Genomic DNA, 18,772 nt, shown 5'->3' with positions numbered 1-18,772 from the left:
ATTTAGTTTGTTGCTAGACCGCTCTCTGTCCGGCCTTACCTATCATGTGCGCACTTTTGGCTGCCAGATGAACTTCCATGATTCCGAGCGCGTCTCAGGTCTTTTGGATTCCTGTGGCTGCTTGGAGGTTTCTGAGCCTGAGGATGCAGATATTGTGGTCTATATGACCTGCTGTGTGCGTGAAAAAGCCGATACCCACCTTCAGGGGCAAATCTCTTCTATGGTGAGCGCTCCGGCGCCTTCCTCGGGTTTACGCACGGTGTGCGTAGGTGGATGCATCGCTCAGCGCGAGGGTGAAGCCATGAGGTCGTTTGCCCCCAATGCAGACGTGGTCTTTGGCACCCAAGCAGTCTCTGAGCTTCCTCGCCTCATCGAGGCTTCACGTGCCGAGAAAGGCGAGCACCTCGAGGTGGACGTCGAAGAGCCCTATGACTCTTTCTCTACTGATCTTCCTAGCCACCGTGCCCAGAAGTTTCATGCCTGGGTGCCCATCATGACTGGCTGCAACAACTTTTGCAGCTACTGCATTGTGCCTTATGTGCGCGGTCGAGAGCGCAGTCGTGCCTTTGAGGAGGTAGTGGACGAGGTACGTTCTCTGGTAGCCGACGGCGTGCGCGAAGTGACCTTGTTGGGTCAAAACGTCAACTCCTACGGGCGTGATCTCTACGGCGAGCCTCGCTTTGCTGAGCTTTTAAGGGCAGTGGGCAAGACCGGCATCGATCGCATCCGCTTCACAAGCTCCCATCCCAAAGACCTTACCGACGAAACTATTGCCGCCATGGCTGAAACTCCGGCAGTGATGCCTCAGCTTCATCTTGCTGCTCAATCGGGATCCACTGACGTGCTGCGGCGTATGAATCGCAAGTATTCGAGGGAAGAGTTTCTCGGCTTGGTGAGCCGCATCAAGAAGGCTATGCCAGATATCGCCCTCTCCACAGATCTCATAGTGGGATTTCCTCTGGAGACCGAGCAGGATTTTGAGGATACCCTCTCGCTCGTACGTGAGGCGGGGTTCTCTAGCGCCTACACCTTCATCTACTCCAAGCGTCCAGGTACGCCGGCTGCAAAGATTGATGATCCTACGCCTCGCGAGGTGATTCAGGAGCGCTTCGACCGGCTAGCCAAGCTGGTGCAAGAGATGAGCTGGCGGTATAACCAGGCTCAAGCCGGTCGCGATGTGGCGGTCCTGGTAGAAGGCCCCTCTAAGAAGTCAGCGGAAGTGCTTGTGGGCCATAGCCCAGAAAACGTCACGGTGCATTTTCCCATTCCTCAAGGGCGCAGTGCCAGCGACTACATTGGCTCCATTGTGGATGTCCATGTAGATGAAGCGCGCACCTGGTATCTTCGCGGCACTGTGGCCAGCGAGCCACGCTGATGGATAGGGCCACCTTGCCACAAGCTCATCTAGCCTCGCAGCCAATGATTGCCATCGTGGGGCCTACGGCTTCGGGAAAGTCGGCTTTGGCAGATGAGGTGGCACAGGCTCTTAACTCCTGTGTCACCTCCATCGATGCCATGCAGGTCTATCGAGGTATGGACATAGGCACTGCCAAAACTCCTGAGGCAGAGCGAAAAGTACCTCTCAAGATGGTGGACGTGGTAGAGCCTTCTGAGGAGTACTCGGTAGCTCTCTTCCAAAAAGACGCCCGGCGTGAGATAGACCAGCAGCTAGCCGCAGGCCTTACCCCCGTGCTCTGTGGGGGTACTGGGCTTTATCTGGATGCCGTTATCGACGAGATGGATTTTCCTGAGGGTGGCTCGATCTCTTCTGATCGCCAAAAATACGAGGCTCTTTTGACTAAAAGAGGTGAAGACTACCTCTGGAATCTCTTGAATGCTGCCGATCCCAAAAGCGCCCAGCTCATTCACCCTCACAATTCGCGGCGTGTCATCCGTGCCCTGGAGCTCCATGAGAAGGGGGAGAGTTATGGGGAACGCACTCAGCATCTCAGGCATCGCGACCCTCATTATCAATGTCGCATCTATGCTGTCGTCCGCGACCGAGAAAAGCTCTACTCGCGCATAGACACCCGTGTGGATCAGATGTTTGAACAAGGTCTGGTAGATGAGGTACAAGCCCTCAAAGCCCAAGGGATCCAGCAAAACCTCACTGCACGGCAGGCCATTGGCTACAAAGAGGTGCTTGCGGCTTTAGACGGTCAGATCTCTATGGATGAAGCGAGGGAGCTCATCAAGCGCAATACTCGCAGGTATGCCAAGCGTCAACTCTCCTGGCTCAGGCGAGATGGGCGAGCCGCAACACTCGATCTTGAGCAACTTTCTATTCCCCAGGCACGTGACGTAATATTGGCAACCTATCATAATGTGAATGAGACTTCCTAAGGTCTCGCACTACTAAGTACGTCATACATATCAGAGCTTAAGGAAGCAGGTTTCATGGCACGCAAAACGTCTCAACCTACGGCTCTTCCTCAGGAAAGAGCGCTTCTCATAGGCGTTGATTTACCGGGCATCAATCATTGGGCCATGACAGATTCCATGGCAGAGCTTGCGCGACTGGCTCAAACCGACGGCGCTCAGGTGGTGGGGGAGCTCACACAGCGTCTGGACAGACCAGTTCCTAAGACCTTTATTGGGTCGGGCAAAACTCGTGAGCTGGTAGACCTTGTTCATGCTCTGGATGTAGATGTGGTCATCTTTGATGACGAGCTCACACCTTCCCAGCAATCCAATATCGAAAAAGCGGTGGGCGAGCCCGTAAAGGTCATTGACCGCACTGCTCTCATCCTAGATATCTTTGGCAATCATGCTAAAACCCGTGAGGGACGTCTACAGGTGCAATTGGCCCAGCTCCAATACGTACTGCCGCGTCTTCGTGGCATGTGGAGCCACCTGATGGGCGAGCAAACCCGTGGCGGCATTGGAAGCCGTTTTGGTCAAGGCGAATCCCAGCTAGAGGTGGACCGTCGACTGGTGCGCGATCGCATCTCAAAACTGCGCGAGGAGCTCAAGCGCTTGGCTCAGCGCCGAGAGGTGCAATCCAAAGCGCGCTGGGACTCCGGTGTCTATAGAGTGGCCCTTGCGGGTTATACCAATGCGGGAAAGTCAACGTTGCTCAACGCTCTCACAGACTCGGACGTCTACGCCAAAGATGAGCTATTCGCCACCCTTGATCCCACCACGCGCGCCCTCGATTTGGCAGAAGGCCGCAAGATCACCATCACTGACACTGTAGGGTTCATTCAAAAGCTCCCCACCACGCTAGTGGAAGCCTTCAAGTCCACACTTGCCGAAGTGGCTGCTGCAGACCTCATCATCATCGTCGCTGACGCCTCTGATCCTCATTGGCCTGCCCAGGTGGCTTCTGTGCGCGATACTCTCGAGCAAATCGATGCAGGATCTATCACAAACCTTTTGTGTCTTAATAAGATCGACGAGTTATCTGCTGCCGAGAAGGACACCCTTCGCATCATGCACCCTCAAGCACTACAGGTTTCTGCACTTACCGGCCAAGGACTTCCGGGGCTACTCCATGAGATTGCAACTATCGCCTCTGAGAATGACTGCACGGTAACTGCGCGCATCCCCTACGAAAAGGGACTGCTCATGAAGATGGTTCATGAGCGTGGGCAAGTACTTCGTGAAACCTATGAGGACGGGGGATTGCTTATCACCGCAAAGGTTCCCGTGCGCCTTGCAGGCACGTTGGCTCCCTATCGCGTAGATGGTGACAACTTGGAATCCAAAGAAGACTCCGAGTCAGAGCCAGATACAGAGCGGAATGTCTCAGAGTCTCCCGTTACCTAGGGTGCTATAACAGTCCCGCAAGCGTCAGGCAGCCTAGAATAATTGGTTGGTGCACTATATAAATAGCGAGCGCATGCCGTCCAATCCATTGGAGAGGGCGGCATTGTGCTCGTAAGAACCATGCTGGATATCCTGTGCGCAAGAATGTGCGACCCGCCGCAATGCCTACGCCATAGATTAAGGCATACGGTATCAGCGGGTAGTAGTCGCCAGAGATAAAGCCAGGACCCGGAAACCCCGCCCAAGAAAACCAAGAGATGGCGTAAAGGTTTGCTGGAAGCTCTGCTGTGAAGCCGGGGAATCCAAAGCTTCCCTGAGGCACATGGAGACAGGCGAGAAAGAGCACAAAGAGGACGGTGGTAGCCAGAGGCCCAGAAGGCTCTAGGCCCACCCGTTCTAGCAGTGCATCTATCAAGGTAGCTCCCCCTATGCAGTAGATGATGCCAAAATTGATGGGATCATCTACTGCAGCCAGAGAAGTTACAACAAAAATCGCAGCTGCTACCACTAGGTAGCGCAGCGAGCGAATGAGATTGTTCTTGGAAAAAGAACACATCCATCCAGAGACCAAAAGGAAGGTCCAGCTGATAGAGGCGCGCCAAATATCTTCAAAGGGCGGCTTGAACCAAAACAAGGAGACCGAGGTAAGCACTACCAAGTCATAGCAAAGATGAAAGAGCACCATGGAGGTCACAGAAAAACCCCTCACGGCGTCAAAGAGACCGACACGGCCAGAGGGGTGGGACCAACCCTGATGGAGAGGGCTTACGTTAAAAGATGTATCCGTTGTCTTTAAGGCGTGATCCTGAGGAGCCATTAGACAATAGAACGCATAAGAGCCGTTACACGACCAATGATATGGGGTTCACGCACATAGATGGGGTCCATAGAGTCATTCTCAGGTTGCAGGCGACAGCGGTCCTTCTCGCGATAGAAGGTCTTTACGGTGGCGCCATCATCGATAAGGGCCACAACGATCTCTCCGTTTACTGCATCATGCGCCTCAGAGACCACTAGATAGTCGCCATCAAAGATGCCGGCATTGATCATGGACTCTCCGCGCACACGCAGCACGAAGGAGCTGGAATCGCCCACTACGCTGGTGGGAAGCTGCAGTACATCCTCGACGTTTTGCTCAGCCAGGATGGGCACGCCTGCAGCTACGCGGCCTACCACTGGAAGTCTAATGACTCCGTCGTTAGGATCGTGTTCCACCGTTACCTGTGCATGGGAAGAATGAGGTGCAGCCGGCTGAGGTGTGCTCTTCTCGGCACCGCTGATGATCTCGATAGTCCTGGATTTATTGGCAGTGCGCCTAATGAGGTTGAGATCTTCCAAGGTTTGCAGATGCATATGCACAGTGCTGGGAGATTTGAGACCTACCGCAGCGCCAATCTCGCGCACTGAGGGCGGATAGCCATGCTCCTGGCTATAGGTAACCAGAAAGTCATAGATCTGTTGAACGCGATGACTCAGTTGTGGCCGTGACATGGGCACTCCTGCCAGTAGGTCTTGCTCCTGTGTCCCTATCATAGCCAAACGAACGTTCGGGCGCAAACAGATGTTCGCAGAAAATAGGCAAGTTGTTTCGGATAAGCGAAATAGTGGAGACTATGTGAAACACTTTGGAAGAAACTGTGGTAATGTAGCGCCGCACAGGTTAATCGGCAGCTATTTTGGCTTGACCGGTTGGCATCCATGACGTTGGGCATTAGCCTGTCTCAAGGTTCGACGCCCTACGTATCCGGTAAATCCGCGACGTCTTTTGCATAGGACTCTGAAGCTCTATAAATCCTAGCGACAGGAGAGATTGGTCGATGCGCTGTCCCAATTGCGGGTGTGATGATTCCAAGGTCATTGATTCCAGGCCTTCTGAATCCCATGAAGCTATCCGTCGCAGGCGCGTGTGCACTGCCTGTGGTTGTCGTTTTACCACCTATGAACGCCGAGAAGAGCTGCCTCTCGTAGTAATTAAGAGCGATGGCCGTCGCGAGCCTTTCGATCGGCAAAAGATCATGCGCGGTCTTGTGGCCGCTACGGTCAAGCGCGATTTGGACGTGGCTCAGCTGGACGCTCTTATCGACTCGGTAGAAAACGAGCTTCGCGACGGCGGTATCACAGAAGTTCCCAGCAAGCGTCTGGGCGAGATGGTCCTTTTACATCTACGCGATATAGATGACGTGGCCTATGTGCGGTTTGCCTCAGTCTATCGCGAGTTTAAAAACCTTGATGAGTTTTCTGAAGAGCTTCGGAGGCTTGCCAATGAATAGCGGTATCACCCTGCCCATTCAGCGACTGGACCCTGCAGTGGAGCTTCCTTCCTATGCCTATGTGGGTGATGCGGGGTTGGATCTTCGTTCCGCAGAGGATGTAGTGTTGGCTCCTCATGAGCGCCGCCTGATTTCTACCGGGTTAGCCATCGCTATCCCTGATGGCTATGCCGGCTTTGTCCAACCTCGCAGCGGCATGGCCCTCAAACAAGGGCTCTCTATGGCCAATACGCCCGGTCTTGTGGATTCCCATTATCGTGGCGAGCTCAAAGTCTGCGCCATCAATCTAGATGACGAGAAACCCATCGCCATTACCCGGGGCGATCGCATCGCCCAGCTGGTCATCCTTCCGGTGCCTCAGGTAACTCTCTTAGAGGTGGATCAGCTGGATGAGACCGATCGCGGCACAGGGGGATTTGGTTCCAGCGGCGTTTCTTAAATACGCCTGGGATAGACGTGCGAGTCGTCTTGTAGGTGAGGCTGGCGCGTCGGAGTGGGGGAGGATTGGCCTCCCAAAGCGAGAGAATACATGAGAGGAATTTGTCTATGGCAAATCAAGCCCAAGGAGGCGCGCTGGAAAACTTCTTCCATATGAGCGCCCGTGGATCGTCTGTGGGCCAGGAGGTACGTGCTGGTCTCACAACCTTTCTGGCGATGGCCTACATCATCGCCGTCAATCCGTCCCTGTTGGAGGCTGCGGGCATTCCTTCGGGGGCAGCAGTGACTGCTACTTGTATTGGCGCTGGCATCATGACCATCCTCATGGGCCTCTTCGCCAATCGTCCTTTGGCCTGCGCCTCGGGCATGGGCATCAACGCGGTGGTCGCCTTCACCCTCACCGGCCTTTGCGACGGCGATTGGCACGCCGCTATGGCGGTCATCTTTATCGAGGGTATCGCCATTCTTATTCTGGTGCTTTGCGGTCTGCGTGAGGCCATCATGGATGCCATCCCCGCATCTCAGCGCCACGCCATCGCCGCTGGCCTGGGTCTTTTCATATGCCTTATCGGCCTCATCAACGGGTCCATTGTGGTAAACGATGACTCCACCCTCATCACTATGGGAGCCCTGAGCGACCCCAACTACATCGTGGCCATGATCGCCATCTTCTCCACCTTCGTGCTCTACTGCATGAATGTGCCCGGCGAGATCCTCATTGGCATCGTCATTGCCGTGATCGTGGGCATTCCTCTGGGTGTCACCGCTACTCCCACTGGCATCGTGTCTTCGCTGGACTTCTCCACCTTTGGCGCCCCCTTCCTCACCGACGAGTCCGGTGTCATGGGTATCGCCAAGGTCGTGGCGAGCCCCGTCCTTCTCATGTTCGTGTTCTCCCTCATGATGTCTGACTTCTTCGACACCATGGGCACCGCTTTCGCAGTGGCCAAGCAGGGTGACTTCCTTACTGCCGATGGCAAAGTGGAAGACATTCGCCCCATCCTCATTGTTGACTCCTGCGCAGCTGCCGTAGGCGGCCTGGTGGGCGCTTCCTCAATCACCACCTTTGTGGAGTCTGCTTCCGGCGCTGCCGATGGCGGTCGCACTGGCCTCACCTCCATCACCACCGGCGTGCTGTTCGTTCTAGCCGCCTTCTTCGCACCTCTCATTGCCGTGGTGAGCTCTCCTGCCACCACCGGCGCTCTGGTGCTCGTGGGCTTCCTCATGATGGATCAGGTCCAAGACATCGACTGGAACTCCAAGCTCGATGGCCTGCCCGCCTTCATCACTCTGGCCGGCATCCCCTTGACCTACTCCATCTCCACCGGTATTGGCCTGGGCTTCATCACTTACGTGGTGGTTGCCTGCGCTACTGGCAATGCGAAAAAGGTCAAGCCTCTCATGTGGGTGGCTGCAGTCGCCTTCTTGGTATCTTTCCTCATCTCATAATTGCCGATAAGGGCTGCACCCTCTTTTCATCAGCTTTGTTGTTAATGATGCAGGTCCCGCCACCAGAGGGCGAGGGCCTGCATTTTTTGAGAAAGGAGTTTCATGGCAGAAAGAGAAGTGATTGGAGTCTCCGACCGCGTGTCGGTGGGCAAAGCGATCCCTCTTGGCATCCAGCACATGATGTCAATGTTTGGGTCCACCGTACTGGTGCCCATGCTCACGGGTCTGCATCCCAGTGCTGCCATCATGTGTTCAGGTATCGGCACGGTGTGTTACCTGCTCATGACCAAGAACAAGATTCCTAGCTATCTAGGAAGCTCGTTCGCATTTATCAGCCCCATTATTGCGGTTGGTGCTACACAGGGCACCGCAGCGGCGCTCTCCGGCGTGGTTGTGGCTGGTCTAGTTTTTCTGGCAGTGGCCGGCATTATCAAGCTCATTGGCACCGGTTGGATCGATCGCATTTTGCCCCCGGTGCTCATTGCCTCCATCATTATCGTCATTGGTGTGGGCCTTTCTGCTACCGCAGTGAACATGGCGCTCACAGGCTCCACGGGAGAATTCAACGGCATTGCGACTCTGGTTGCGGGCATCACTCTGTTTGCGGCAGTGATCTTCTCCTCGATGAAGGGCCTTATCGGCACTATCCCAGTGCTCTTGGCCATTATTGTGGGCTATATCGTCGCAGCTTTCTGCGGCTTGGTAGATCTCGCCCCTGTGGCCGAGGCTGCTTGGATTGGCTTGCCCCATCTGCAGTTCCCAGAGTTCGACCCTGTGGCCATCGCGCTCATCGCTCCGGTGGCGCTGGTAGTGGTCATCGAGCACATCGGCCACCTGCTGGTAGTCTCTGAGGTGGTAGGCGAGGATTTCGTCCCCATGCTGCCACGCTCGCTGGCAGGTGACGGTATCGCCACCTGCATCGCCGGCTTTTTGGGTAGCCCTCCTGCCACCACCTACGCCGAGAACATCGGCGTCATGAGCGTCACCCGCGTCTACTCCACCCAGGTCTTCTGGTATGCTGCGGGCTTCGCGTTCATCGTAGGCGGCTTCTGCCCCAAGCTCGAAGCGCTCATCATGAGCATACCCACTCCTGTCATGGGCGGCGTAAGTCTGCTGCTCTTTGGCCTTATTGCTTCTAACGGTTTGCGCATGCTGGTGACCAACAACATCGACTTTGGCGAGAATCGAAACCTCATGATTGCCGCCGTGGTCATCATCTTGGGCGTAGGCATGGAGTGTGGCGGCTTCTCGCTGCCTCTGGGTGACTACACCATCCCTGGCATGGCACTCTCGGCTATCGTGGGCATCATCATGAACCTCGTGCTCCCCGCGGCTCCTGGTCATCCTAAGGATGACGAGAAGCCCGCGGTCTACATCGAGGAGCGTTAAGGCTCACTGGCGTCTGTGGGCTCGCGGCACTAAAGGCTTGTAAGTTCTTGGAAATTGAGACTTGCACCCAGTTGCTCGCTGGTTTATAGTAGCTACCGCACGCGGACATGGCTCAGTTGGTAGAGCATCACCTTGCCAAGGTGAGGGTCGCGGGTTCGAATCCCGTTGTCCGCTCCAGTGATCTTCCTAAGGCCGGCCCCACACCGGCCTTTTCAATTACTGGCGACGTGGCCAAGTGGTAAGGCAGAGGCCTGCAAAGCCTTTACCCCCAGTTCGAATCTGGGCGTCGCCTCCAGTACATTCAAGCCGGCTCTTTTGGGAGTCGGCTTTTTGTTTGACGAGGGGAGCGCCGGCGGTGAGAAGCAGGAAGGTGCGAGCGAAGGCTCTAAAGGCCAGGCGTTTAAGGGCGGGTAGAGATAGCAGGTAGAGATGACAAATAGAGAGTGCGCCTTCTTCATGTGTCCCTTGGATTCACCAGGCATCCAAAACTTGCGAGCCTTGAAAATAACCCCTTGCGCCAGATAGAGGCTCTGGGTATAGTATTCTCCGTTGACGCGGACATGGCTCAGTTGGTAGAGCATCACCTTGCCAAGGTGAGGGTCGCGGGTTCGAATCCCGTTGTCCGCTCCAGAATTTTTCAAGCCACTCTTTACGGGGTGGCTTTTTTCTTTTTTGGTTGATATGCATATGAATGCACGCACGATTAGTGGGCTTGATGATGAATTGGCGGGCTAGCTGCTAAAGCGGTGGTTTTGCTGCTAAAGATGTCTCTGACACACTCAGAAAAAGAACTACGATGGTTACAATAACGTAGCATTCAAAGTAAAAATAGGCTATTTTCGCGTTACTAATGAAGTATAAGTTCTGAGGATACCAATATCCTTCTCGTCCTTAGGATCCGGTAGTCTGCATTCACTCTGGCCTTCACATTTCTACAAGATGTACTATCCGCTGCACTCGCGAATTACAGCGCATCGTAAGCGCACTCTCCTTTAGATGGGGTAGATAGCCTGCAGTCTATGCAGGTATAGGTACATTCCTCTACAGTTGACTACAATGTCTCAATCCCATACGCTTCATCGCTCTGTAAGCCATCCAGCACACCTTGGGGTTTCTCTTGATCAACACCTTGCTTCTCATCTTGCTCTTCGTGTTTGTGTGTCTGTTGACCTCCTGGGCCATCTCAGAAGTGAGCTGGCGCTTCATGAGCGGTAGAAGTTACTCAGAGGCCATGGGGCGGGAACGCTTCGATGCAGATGATGTAGTGGATGCGTCGACGCTTGCGTATAAGGCTTCAAGCTCTGACAGCTTGCAAAGCAGGATCGCTTCCCGCTTGGCGCGCAAGGAGTCTCAGCGACAGGAGCGCTTTCGCAAGAGGGTGGGGGTTTCTCGGCACGATCCGGCTTACTATGAGCTGAGAACTCGCACGGGGCGTCCCATGTCCAAAGAGCAGCGCAAAGCAACGCTTAAAGCGGAGCGCATGGCGAAGCATCAGTATTTGGAACAGGCGAGCTTGGGGATCACCCACTACATCACGATCTTTTTGGTCTGCAGCCTACTGGGTCTCGTGGGTGAGGAGATCTGGATGTGGCATTCCCAGGGTCTCACCCAAAGTCGAGTGGGTGTGGTGTGGGGCCCATTCTCGCCGCTCTATGGATTCGGCGGCCTTATGTTCGCCATCGTGCTGTGGAACTTCCGCGATAGCAAGTGGTACGAGATCTTGCTGGTGTCCATGGGAGCGGGAGCGGCTATCGAGCAGGCTACCGGCATGTGCATGGAGTTCTTCTGGCATGCGCAGAGCTGGACGTACTTGGGTCTTCCGGATGCCATCACTCAGTGGGTCTGTTGGCGCTCCATCGTCCTTTGGGCGGTGCTGGGCGTGATCTTTACTAAGGTGGTGCTACCGGAGTTCGTATGGTTCATAGGGGAGCCGTCCAGCAAAACTCAAGCGGTTCTGGTGGGAGTGCTTGTGGCATTTATTACTATAGATTTATTGGCCACGGCTTATTGCTTCTACCGCATGGAGCAGCGCGCTTTGGGCATACCACCCCAAAACGCGGTGGATGTCTACGTGGACTCTCACTTTAACAATGACTTCATCGAAGACAGGTTTCAAAACCTGGTGGTAGGAAGCCAGCTGGCGCCAAACGCCTAGCGGAGCGCAACGCCGTGAGAGAAGGTCGCAGCCATCTCCCGCAGGCGAACCCGTTCAGGCAAGATACTTCGACTTCTAAGGAATCGTCTCTATGACCCAAGATACACGTGAAGCAGCACTTCAAAAAGATCCCCGCGTAAAGGATCGTCCGGTGTCACCACAGGTGGCTCAGCTGGAGAACGCCTTCATTGGGTCGGGTTACGGCTATATGGGGCTCTCTGGTGTCCGCAACGCTCGCGATCTGGGCGGCATGCCCACTCAGGACGGCCATGTCGTCCGCCACGGGGTGCTGCTGCGCACAGGTCAGTTGGGAAAGGCTACTGCGACTGATGCAGCTCGTTTAAGGGGAATGGGTTTATCGGTAGTAGTGGACTTTCGCACTCAGTCCGAGCGGGCTCGGTCGCCGGAGCCCATGCACCTTCTGCCCGAGGCTTCCATGGAGTTCGTGCCGGTGATTCGCCAGTCTACTGCGGGCATCACCCAGGACAAGTCGCTGCGCTCCCTCATCGCCGAGGCCAAGTCTTACGACCTGGGCGGCGAGGACAAGATCTCCGGCCTCTATGCCACCATTGTCACCAGCGAGCTGGGCCGCCAGGGCTATCGCCGCTTCTTTGAGATTCTGCTGGAGCAGGCTACCAATCCCAAGACCTTCGTGCCGCTGTTCATCCAAGAGCCCGCGGGGGCGCTGGCGCAAGGGGCGTCGACGCAGGCCCAGGCGGCTCAAGTGCCCCAGGAGCCACAGAAGCGTCCAGGATGCGTACTGTGGCACTGCTCGGCAGGGAAGGACCGCACGGGCATCGCAGCGGCCTTCCTAGAGCTGGTGCTGGGGGTGTCGCCAGCATTGGTGCTGGAGGACTACCTGGCGTCCAACCGCTACATCCAGCCAGGATGGTCCAAGGTGCTTATGGCGTTGGGCCGCAACGGGATGCTTCCCTCGGCTCCTTACAATTTGCTGCATCTGCTCTATACCGTGGAGGAGCAGAGCATCGTGGCTGCGTTTGATGCCATCGAGCAGGAGTGGGGCTCGTTTTACGCCTACTGCGAGCAGGAGCTCGATCTCGATGCCGAGAAGATCGCGCAACTGCGGGCTGCCTATCTGGTGCGTCCCTAAATGCGCCTTCCCCGCGAGCGCTTCGCGGGGCAGGCAGGGGGACTCTCATTGGATTTGGCGGCTGAGGCCGTCCAGGCAATCCTAGGCAGAAACGCTTTGGGTCTCGTTAAACATCACCACGGGCGCGGCGCTATGAGCGGCTAAGACGCGCTCCATGCGGTCGAAGGCTTGGCCAAGCTGGGGGATGTCCACGCGCAGTGCCAGGCGCACGAAACCCGTGCCTGCCGCGCCAAAGCTGGCTCCAGAGAGCATCAGCACATGGGCTTCCTCTTTCATGAGCGAGCAAAACTGGGCGCCGTCCATGCCGGTGCCACGCACGTCCAAGAACAGGTAGAGGCTTCCTTGGGTGGTGGGCACGCTCACACCTGGCAGCTGACAGGCACGCCTCATGCCAAAGCGCAACCTATCGCCGTAGATCTCATGGACGCACTCTCGGATGTCTTGGCGCAGTTCCAATGCCCTGATGGCTGCCCGCTGCGACAGGGTGGGAGCCGTATAGACTTGCGACTCGTTGATGCAGCGCATGGCTTCGATGACGTCGGCTGGAGCGATCACGTAACCCAGCCGCCAGCCGCTCATGCAGTAGTTTTTGGAGAAGGACCGGATGGTCGCGCACACTTCGTGTGCTCCCTCACACCAAAGCACGGGAGCAAAGGGTCGCATGAACGAGAAGGAGGTATAGATCTCGTCGGCGATAAGCAGCATATGATGGGCGCGGCACACATCCACCAAGCCCTGCAGCTCTTCCAAACTCAGGCATACTCCGGTAGGATTGTTGGGCGTATTCACAATGATCGCCTTGGTACGAGAAGTCACCGCCGCCTCCAACGCCTGGGCACTGGGTCTAAAGCCGGCATCAGGATCGCACTCAATGACCACCGGAACGCCGCCCGCATGTTGTACCTGAGCTTTATAAGGCGTGAAGTAAGGGGAGAAGAGCACCACCTCATCGCCTGGATCCACCACAGTGTCTAGCAGCAGATACATGGCATGGGTAGCACTGGCAGTAACCATCACTTCATCCCGAGCCACTTCAACATCATAATCTTCTTGCCACACGCGCCTGATGGCAGCCAAAAGCTCCGAATCCCCATAAGGACTCGCATAATGCGTGAACCCGCAGCTGGCATCGGCGAAGGCGGCGTCGATGATGCGCTGATCGGTCGCCAAATCCGGATCCCCGATAGCCAAATCGATGGTATCCGCCGGTTTCTGAGCATCTCCTGCCGCAATCATCTCTGCCAATTCGCCATCAAGCATATTGCGCTCTGCCACAAAGCTCATCTCAGATGCCATAGCCGCCGCTCCTTGATCGCTATCCCCAGCTACAACAATCTCTCCTTGCCGAGAAACCCTTGCATCCTGGGTCGCGTGGTCGCTAAAGCCAGTGTGTCCTTTTGAGCGGGGAGCGAGAAAAGCTGTTCTCATCTATTTGCGCCTTTGACACCGGAGCAAAACCAGTGAGATACGCGCCGAACACCGCTGGGAATCCTGGTGGAAATAGATGCAGATAGATACCAATTTCAGTGTGTTTATAGGTGTATAGCTGGGGCTTTGCGTAGACTATTGGAGAGAATTCGATCAATGGATGATCTGCAAAACAAAAAAGGTCAGCGAAAGAATCGCTGACCTTGTAAATAGTGGTGGGCGTTACAAGATTTGAACTTGTGACCTCTTCCGTGTCAGGGAAGCGCTCTCCCCCTGAGCTAAACGCCCATAGGCTGCTCGGTTGCCCGTGCAACGAAGAATTACTATAGCGATGACTTTATCCAGATGCAAGCGTCACGGGCAATCCTGTTCACTTCATTGCTCCTCCACGAGTTCGCTATTGCCACGGGCAGCCTATTCAGCAGTATTTAAAATCTTATAAAATCTATCTATTGTCTTAAATCATTTTTATGTCCCACAATTAGGACACCCCGCAATTTTTTCTTCTGTGATCCTCTCTAGTAGCTATGAGGTGCAAAAGGTTAGACTATTCAGCATCGATTCAATAAACCGGTGGTGAAAACTTGCCATCCATCTTGCATAAAGGACTCACGACTCTATGAAGACGCTCAATAACGTAGGAGCACAGCGTTTGGGCGACGCATTAGCTCATTCCATCGATGAGGATGCAAAGCTCTCTATCATCAGCTCGTACTTCACCCTTTTTGCCTATGGCGAGCTCAAAGAGGAGCTCTCAAAGATCGATGAGGTACGTTTCCTCTTTAGCGAGCCCACCTTCATCAAAACCATGCTCGATAGCAAAGAGCCGCGTGAATTTGCTCTGGCAAGGCGCAATAGAGAGAAGGGGATTGGTGGTACAGGCCTTGAGCTTGTGCTTCGCAACAATCTTAATCAGCGTGCACTAGCTAAAGAATGTGCCCAGTGGATTCGCGAAAAAGGGATCTTTAAGTCTGCGAAACACACAGGGGTAGTTCAATCTGGCGGCACCTATGTGGTAGAGAATCCTCAAGGGGAAGATCAGGCATTTATAGGTTCTGTGGCCAACTTCACCCAAGAAGGCCTGGGCTATGAACATAGGCAGGACACGGTCACTTGTATCAGCCATTTTGAGGGCAACAGTGAAGCCATGGCCATCAAGGTGCTCTTCGATGGCCTGTGGAACAATCCCGATATGGTCGAAGAGGTGACAGAACAGGTCGTCGCGCAGGTGGAAACTCTCTATCGAGAAAACTCTCCTGAGTTCATCTACTTCCTCACGCTCTACCACTTGTTCCGTGACTTTATGGAAGACAACGAGGATAACGGCATACGTCCTGGTCTTAACTTCGAAGAATCCACCATTTGGAACAAGCTCTATGACTTCCAAAAAGACGCAGTGGTGGGTGCCATCCATAAACTTGAGAAGTACAAAGGTTGTATCATCGCAGACTCGGTAGGCCTTGGAAAGACCTACGAGGCCCTTGCAGTCATGAAGTATTATCAGGAACGAAACGATCGCATTTTGGTGCTTTGCCCCAAGCGCCTTCGCGACAACTGGACGCTTTGGACCCAGGACAATGACGACCGCAATCCTTTGGCAGATGATCGTTTCTCCTATACGGTGCTCAACCACACAGATCTCTCTCGCTACCATGGCATGTCCGGCGACGTGGATCTGGGCCATCTTCGCTGGGGCAACTATGACTTGGTGGTCATCGACGAAAGCCACAACTTCAGAAATAAAAGCACCGATGCCGAGAAGACCGACCGCTACACTCGCCTCATCGAAGACGTCATCAAGTCTAATCGGCGCACCAAAGTGCTCATGCTTTCGGCAACGCCCGTGAACAACCGGCTTCTCGATCTACGCAATCAAATCGAGCTTATTACAGAAGGTAATGACGCCTACCTCTCAGATACTGATGGCATTCCTTCCATAACCCAAGTTACTCGCTTGGCGCAGCAACAATTTAATGAGTGGAGCAAATTGCCCGATTCCGAGCGCACTACAGAGAACTTCGTCAACTCGGTAACTGCCGACTATTTCAAGCTCTTAGACGTGCTCACTATTGCTCGCAGTCGCAAACACATCACCAAATATTACGGCGCGGATGCGGGCACATTCCCCACACGCCGCCCGCCCATTTCCTTCAATACTCCCATTGATCTCAAAGGTGAACTTCCACCCGTAGCCGATCTCAACGATATGATTGCCCAGCTCACGTTCGCTCAATATCACGTACTCAGCTATGTGCGAGGTTCTCAGCGAACTAAGTATGAGGATCGCTATGGGGATAGTTGGGGAAAGGACTTTGAGAGTCAGCTCAACCGCACTAATGCGGTTACCAACCTCATGCGTGTCAATGTGCTCAAGCGTATGGAGTCTTCTGTCAACAGCTTTAGGATCACCCTTAAGCGCATTCTTGATGGCTGTCTTGCTCTTCGAGAAAAGCTCGATGTAGGCGCATCGGTTTCCTACGATACTTCCGGTCTAGAGGATGGCTTCGATGATGACGATGCCGATGAGTTGGAAATCGGCGGAAAAGTACAGGTAGACCTGCGTGACGTCGATACAATGCTTCTCGCCCAAGACCTCGACTTTGACATCCAAGTGCTTCAAAAGCTTTTGGTCTATGCCAACGAAGTCACCTACGAGCGCGACGGCAAATTGGCTCAACTCAAATCTTTTATTACCGAGAAGGTCGCCCATCCCTATAACCCGGGCAATAAGAAGATATTGATCTTTACTGCCTTTGCTGACACGGCTGATTACCTCTTTGAGCAGCTGAGTCCTTGGTTGAAAGAAGAACTCAATCTCGAGTGTGCAGAGGTCGCTGGTACTTCAAACAGAACCTACTCGCTAAAACTAACCCCCTGTTCCTTCGAGAATATACTGGCGCACTTTTCACCAGTATCAAAGGAACTCCCAGAGTATGAGCGCGCCCAGGGCGAGATCGATATCGTTATTGCCACTGACTGCATCTCTGAGGGACAAAACCTCCAAGACTGTGATTGCGTCATCAACTATGACATCCATTGGAATCCGGTGCGCATCATCCAGCGCTTTGGCCGCATCGACCGCTTGGGTTCCCCCAATTCTCAAATCCAGCTCGTGAACTTCTGGCCTGATATTGATCTCGACGAGTACATTCAGCTAGAAGGTCGCGTCAAAGGCCGCATGGTACTTATGGATGCCTCTGCTACCGGTGAAGAGAACCTTTTTGAGGCCAAGAACACCGCCCAGATGAACGATCTCAAGTATCGAAAGCAGCAACTTCAGCAGCTAAAAACAGACACACTCGACTTTGAAGATGTCTCTGGTGGGATCTCTATTACCGATTTTGCCTTTGACGACTTCCGGGTCGAGCTCCAACGCTACGTAAAAGATCACCCTAATTTGCTCGAAGACTCTCCTTTGGGGCTTCATACGGTTGCGCCTATCCCAGATGAGCTCAAAGACGAGGTGAGGCCCGGTGTGATTTTCTGCCTCAAACAGAATAATGAGTTCGCAGATCCCAAAGACAGCAATCCCACGTTCCCCTACTACGTGGTGTATATCTCCTAGGATGGGGAAGTGATGAGCCAACACACTCAACCCAAGCTGGCCTTGGACACCATGCGTGCGGCCTGCTCGGGCCATCTCGAGCCTATCCCTGAGCTCTGCAAGCAATTCAACAAAGAGACCCGCGATGGTACCAAGATGGGTGTCTATACTCAGCTGCTCGATGATGTTGTGGCCGCCATCAATGGAGTTCAACAGGACAAGGGTATCGAAAGCCTCTTTAGCCTTGGCGAGGTAGGCTCAGGCACTGTCCTTGGCTTCAATGACTATTCCCTCGTGAGCTTTGCGGTGATTCGATGACTACCTTCAACTGGAATGATGTGCTCCAGCTTCCCGGATCTGCCCTCGCGGGCGATCGCCGCATCCCCAAAACAGTGCTCACGAGGCAAGCGCTTCTTACTAAGACCGAGCAGAAGATTCTCGACAAGACACGTAAGCTTACCCACTTTGCCACCATACAAAAGTCAACTACACGCATTCCGCCTCATGTAGATGAGAGCTACGACATCCAAAGCATCTTGATACTTCATTGTGAGATGGCCGAATCTGCTGCCTACAGTGAAGTGGCCCGCCTGCTGCATAAATGCTTTCCTAACCCCACCGTCATTCTCATCGACGGATCTAAGGAAGCTTGTATCTCGGTGGCAACCATGAGAAAAAGCCTTGCCGAGAAAGGCGCCATCGTAGTTGAGGCCGTCGAATTTACTGGTGGTTTCTCCTTAGCAGATAAGGCATACAAACCTTTCTTGGATTCTCTTGCCTTTAGCCAGCTCTCTCAGCAGGATTTACTTGCATATCTTAATGATCTGACATGGAATGTCAGATTGTCACATGGTATTCCAGCAGTGGGCTTCTATCCTCAATGCCCAGAACAATACCGTGACTCATTGAGCAATCTTCTAAATAGCTTTGGGTCTCTCGAAACTAAAATTAATAATATTGTTCAAAAACGACGTACCGATAAAAGCCTTACCCTTAATGAAAGCGCGTACTTACGCATCGAACTAAAGCAGCTTGAGAAAGAACGAGACGTAGTAAGCCGGGAGATTAGGGAGATCTGTAATGACAGAGATTGAGAAGATGAACCTTCAATCAGAAGACCTGGTTAAAGATCGCATAGAAAAATTAAAAGAGCTCTTCCCAGAGATAATTACTGAAACCGAAAATACAGAGAGAGAGAGAGAGAGAGAGAGCTCATAGTA

Annotated in this window: 16 protein-coding genes and 4 tRNA genes; 16 read left to right on the top strand and 4 right to left on the bottom strand. The window is 53.9% G+C overall.

Annotated elements, in window-relative coordinates; translation table 11 throughout:
• The first annotated feature begins 67 nt into the window (after positions 1-67).
• From miaB to hflX, 3 genes are read left to right on the top strand one after another with little or no spacing between them, the layout of a single operon-like run.
• A complete protein-coding gene (gene miaB / locus OR601_RS04775; RefSeq protein ID WP_265592378.1) occupies positions 68-1,375 on the top strand; it encodes a tRNA (N6-isopentenyl adenosine(37)-C2)-methylthiotransferase MiaB in 1,308 nt (435 codons plus the stop codon).
• On the top strand, positions 1,375-2,343 hold the full coding sequence (gene miaA / locus OR601_RS04770) for a tRNA (adenosine(37)-N6)-dimethylallyltransferase MiaA (RefSeq protein WP_265591193.1): 969 nt from the start codon (positions 1,375-1,377) through the stop codon (positions 2,341-2,343). Before miaB ends, miaA begins: the two co-directional genes overlap by 1 nt.
• Positions 2,344-2,397: 54 nt before the next feature.
• Positions 2,398-3,768 (top strand): GTPase HflX, encoded by a 1,371-nt coding sequence (gene hflX, locus OR601_RS04765; protein ID WP_265591192.1) that lies wholly within the window; start codon positions 2,398-2,400, stop codon positions 3,766-3,768.
• A 4-nt stretch (positions 3,769-3,772) separates the two neighbouring features.
• On the opposite strand, the gene OR601_RS04760 is transcribed toward hflX, so the two are convergent.
• Positions 3,773-4,585: a heparan-alpha-glucosaminide N-acetyltransferase gene (locus OR601_RS04760; RefSeq protein ID WP_265591191.1), complete on the bottom strand. Its 813-nt coding sequence runs from the start codon at positions 4,583-4,585 to the stop codon at positions 3,773-3,775.
• On the bottom strand, positions 4,585-5,259 hold the full coding sequence (lexA, locus tag OR601_RS04755; RefSeq protein ID WP_136012653.1) for a transcriptional repressor LexA: 675 nt from the start codon (positions 5,257-5,259) through the stop codon (positions 4,585-4,587). Before lexA ends, OR601_RS04760 begins: the two co-directional genes overlap by 1 nt.
• 326 nt (positions 5,260-5,585) lie before the next feature.
• On the opposite strand from lexA, the gene nrdR reads away from it, so the two are divergent.
• From nrdR to OR601_RS04710, 9 genes are all read left to right on the top strand, one after another.
• Entirely contained in the window at positions 5,586-6,038 is a 453-nt protein-coding gene (gene nrdR, locus OR601_RS04750) for a transcriptional regulator NrdR (RefSeq protein ID WP_136012654.1), read from the top strand.
• Entirely contained in the window at positions 6,031-6,477 is a 447-nt protein-coding gene (dut, locus tag OR601_RS04745; RefSeq protein ID WP_136012655.1) for a dUTP diphosphatase, read from the top strand. Before nrdR ends, dut begins: the two co-directional genes overlap by 8 nt.
• Positions 6,478-6,611: 134 nt before the next feature.
• Positions 6,612-7,925, top strand: a complete 1,314-nt coding sequence (locus OR601_RS04740; RefSeq protein WP_136012757.1) for an NCS2 family permease — start codon at positions 6,612-6,614, stop codon at positions 7,923-7,925.
• Positions 7,926-8,027: 102 nt separating this feature from the next.
• Complete coding sequence (locus OR601_RS04735) at positions 8,028-9,314, top strand: solute carrier family 23 protein (RefSeq protein ID WP_136012656.1); 1,287 nt, start codon at positions 8,028-8,030, stop codon at positions 9,312-9,314.
• Between the two features lie 101 nt (positions 9,315-9,415).
• A tRNA-Gly gene (locus tag OR601_RS04730) sits at positions 9,416-9,491 on the top strand.
• 44 nt (positions 9,492-9,535) lie between these two features.
• Positions 9,536-9,609, top strand: a tRNA-Cys gene (locus OR601_RS04725).
• Between the two features lie 259 nt (positions 9,610-9,868).
• Positions 9,869-9,944: transfer RNA gene (locus OR601_RS04720), tRNA-Gly, on the top strand.
• A gap of 487 nt (positions 9,945-10,431) precedes the next feature.
• On the top strand, positions 10,432-11,469 hold the full coding sequence (locus OR601_RS04715; protein WP_265591190.1) for a putative ABC transporter permease: 1,038 nt from the start codon (positions 10,432-10,434) through the stop codon (positions 11,467-11,469).
• A gap of 91 nt (positions 11,470-11,560) precedes the next feature.
• On the top strand, positions 11,561-12,580 hold the full coding sequence (locus tag OR601_RS04710) for a tyrosine-protein phosphatase (RefSeq protein WP_265591189.1): 1,020 nt from the start codon (positions 11,561-11,563) through the stop codon (positions 12,578-12,580).
• An 81-nt stretch (positions 12,581-12,661) separates the two neighbouring features.
• On the opposite strand, the gene OR601_RS04705 is transcribed toward OR601_RS04710, so the two are convergent.
• On the bottom strand, positions 12,662-13,876 hold the full coding sequence (locus OR601_RS04705) for an aminotransferase class I/II-fold pyridoxal phosphate-dependent enzyme (RefSeq protein WP_265591188.1): 1,215 nt from the start codon (positions 13,874-13,876) through the stop codon (positions 12,662-12,664).
• A gap of 345 nt (positions 13,877-14,221) precedes the next feature.
• Positions 14,222-14,296, bottom strand: a tRNA-Val gene (locus tag OR601_RS04700).
• A 331-nt stretch (positions 14,297-14,627) separates the two neighbouring features.
• Between OR601_RS04700 and OR601_RS04695 the strand changes: the two genes are divergently transcribed.
• The 4 genes from OR601_RS04695 to OR601_RS04680 are packed head-to-tail and all read left to right on the top strand — an operon-like array spanning position 14,628 to position 18,770.
• On the top strand, positions 14,628-17,573 hold the full coding sequence (locus OR601_RS04695) for a helicase-related protein (protein WP_265591187.1): 2,946 nt from the start codon (positions 14,628-14,630) through the stop codon (positions 17,571-17,573).
• Between the two features lie 12 nt (positions 17,574-17,585).
• Positions 17,586-17,870 carry a hypothetical protein gene (locus OR601_RS04690; protein WP_265591186.1) on the top strand — a complete coding sequence of 95 codons (285 nt, stop codon included), beginning with the start codon at positions 17,586-17,588 and terminating at the stop codon, positions 17,868-17,870.
• The gene (locus OR601_RS04685; RefSeq protein WP_265591185.1) at positions 17,867-18,646 is read left to right on the top strand and encodes a DUF4391 domain-containing protein; all 780 of its coding nucleotides are present in this window, start codon (positions 17,867-17,869) and stop codon (positions 18,644-18,646) included. The genes OR601_RS04690 and OR601_RS04685 overlap by 4 nt, the downstream gene beginning before the upstream one ends.
• Positions 18,633-18,770: a hypothetical protein gene (locus OR601_RS04680; protein WP_265591184.1), complete on the top strand. Its 138-nt coding sequence runs from the start codon at positions 18,633-18,635 to the stop codon at positions 18,768-18,770. The genes OR601_RS04685 and OR601_RS04680 overlap by 14 nt, the downstream gene beginning before the upstream one ends.
• Positions 18,771-18,772: the final 2 nt, after the last annotated feature.

The sequence above is a fragment of the Leptogranulimonas caecicola genome (genome assembly GCF_023168405.1).
GTDB lineage: Bacteria > Actinomycetota > Coriobacteriia > Coriobacteriales > Atopobiaceae > Leptogranulimonas > Leptogranulimonas caecicola.
This window is presented reverse-complemented; position numbering and strand designations above follow the sequence as displayed.

Bases quoted from the DNA above. Each gene is read 5' to 3' on its own strand.
- OR601_RS04685 (WP_265591185.1), top strand. From the start codon at position 17,867: ATGACTACCTTCAACTGGAATGATGTGCTCCAGCTTCCCGGATCTGCC.
- OR601_RS04735 (WP_136012656.1), top strand. From the start codon at position 8,028: ATGGCAGAAAGAGAAGTGATTGGAGTCTCCGACCGCGTGTCGGTGGGC.
- hflX (WP_265591192.1), top strand. From the start codon at position 2,398: ATGGCACGCAAAACGTCTCAACCTACGGCTCTTCCTCAGGAAAGAGCG.
- lexA (WP_136012653.1), bottom strand. From the start codon at position 5,259: ATGTCACGGCCACAACTGAGTCATCGCGTTCAACAGATCTATGACTTT.
- OR601_RS04710 (WP_265591189.1), top strand. From the start codon at position 11,561: ATGACCCAAGATACACGTGAAGCAGCACTTCAAAAAGATCCCCGCGTA.
- nrdR (WP_136012654.1), top strand. From the start codon at position 5,586: ATGCGCTGTCCCAATTGCGGGTGTGATGATTCCAAGGTCATTGATTCC.
- OR601_RS04705 (WP_265591188.1), bottom strand. From the start codon at position 13,876: ATGGCATCTGAGATGAGCTTTGTGGCAGAGCGCAATATGCTTGATGGC.
- miaA (WP_265591193.1), top strand. From the start codon at position 1,375: ATGGATAGGGCCACCTTGCCACAAGCTCATCTAGCCTCGCAGCCAATG.
- OR601_RS04760 (WP_265591191.1), bottom strand. From the start codon at position 4,585: ATGGCTCCTCAGGATCACGCCTTAAAGACAACGGATACATCTTTTAAC.
- OR601_RS04695 (WP_265591187.1), top strand. From the start codon at position 14,628: ATGAAGACGCTCAATAACGTAGGAGCACAGCGTTTGGGCGACGCATTA.
- OR601_RS04680 (WP_265591184.1), top strand. From the start codon at position 18,633: ATGACAGAGATTGAGAAGATGAACCTTCAATCAGAAGACCTGGTTAAA.
- OR601_RS04690 (WP_265591186.1), top strand. From the start codon at position 17,586: ATGAGCCAACACACTCAACCCAAGCTGGCCTTGGACACCATGCGTGCG.
- dut (WP_136012655.1), top strand. From the start codon at position 6,031: ATGAATAGCGGTATCACCCTGCCCATTCAGCGACTGGACCCTGCAGTG.
- miaB (WP_265592378.1), top strand. From the start codon at position 68: ATGAACTTCCATGATTCCGAGCGCGTCTCAGGTCTTTTGGATTCCTGT.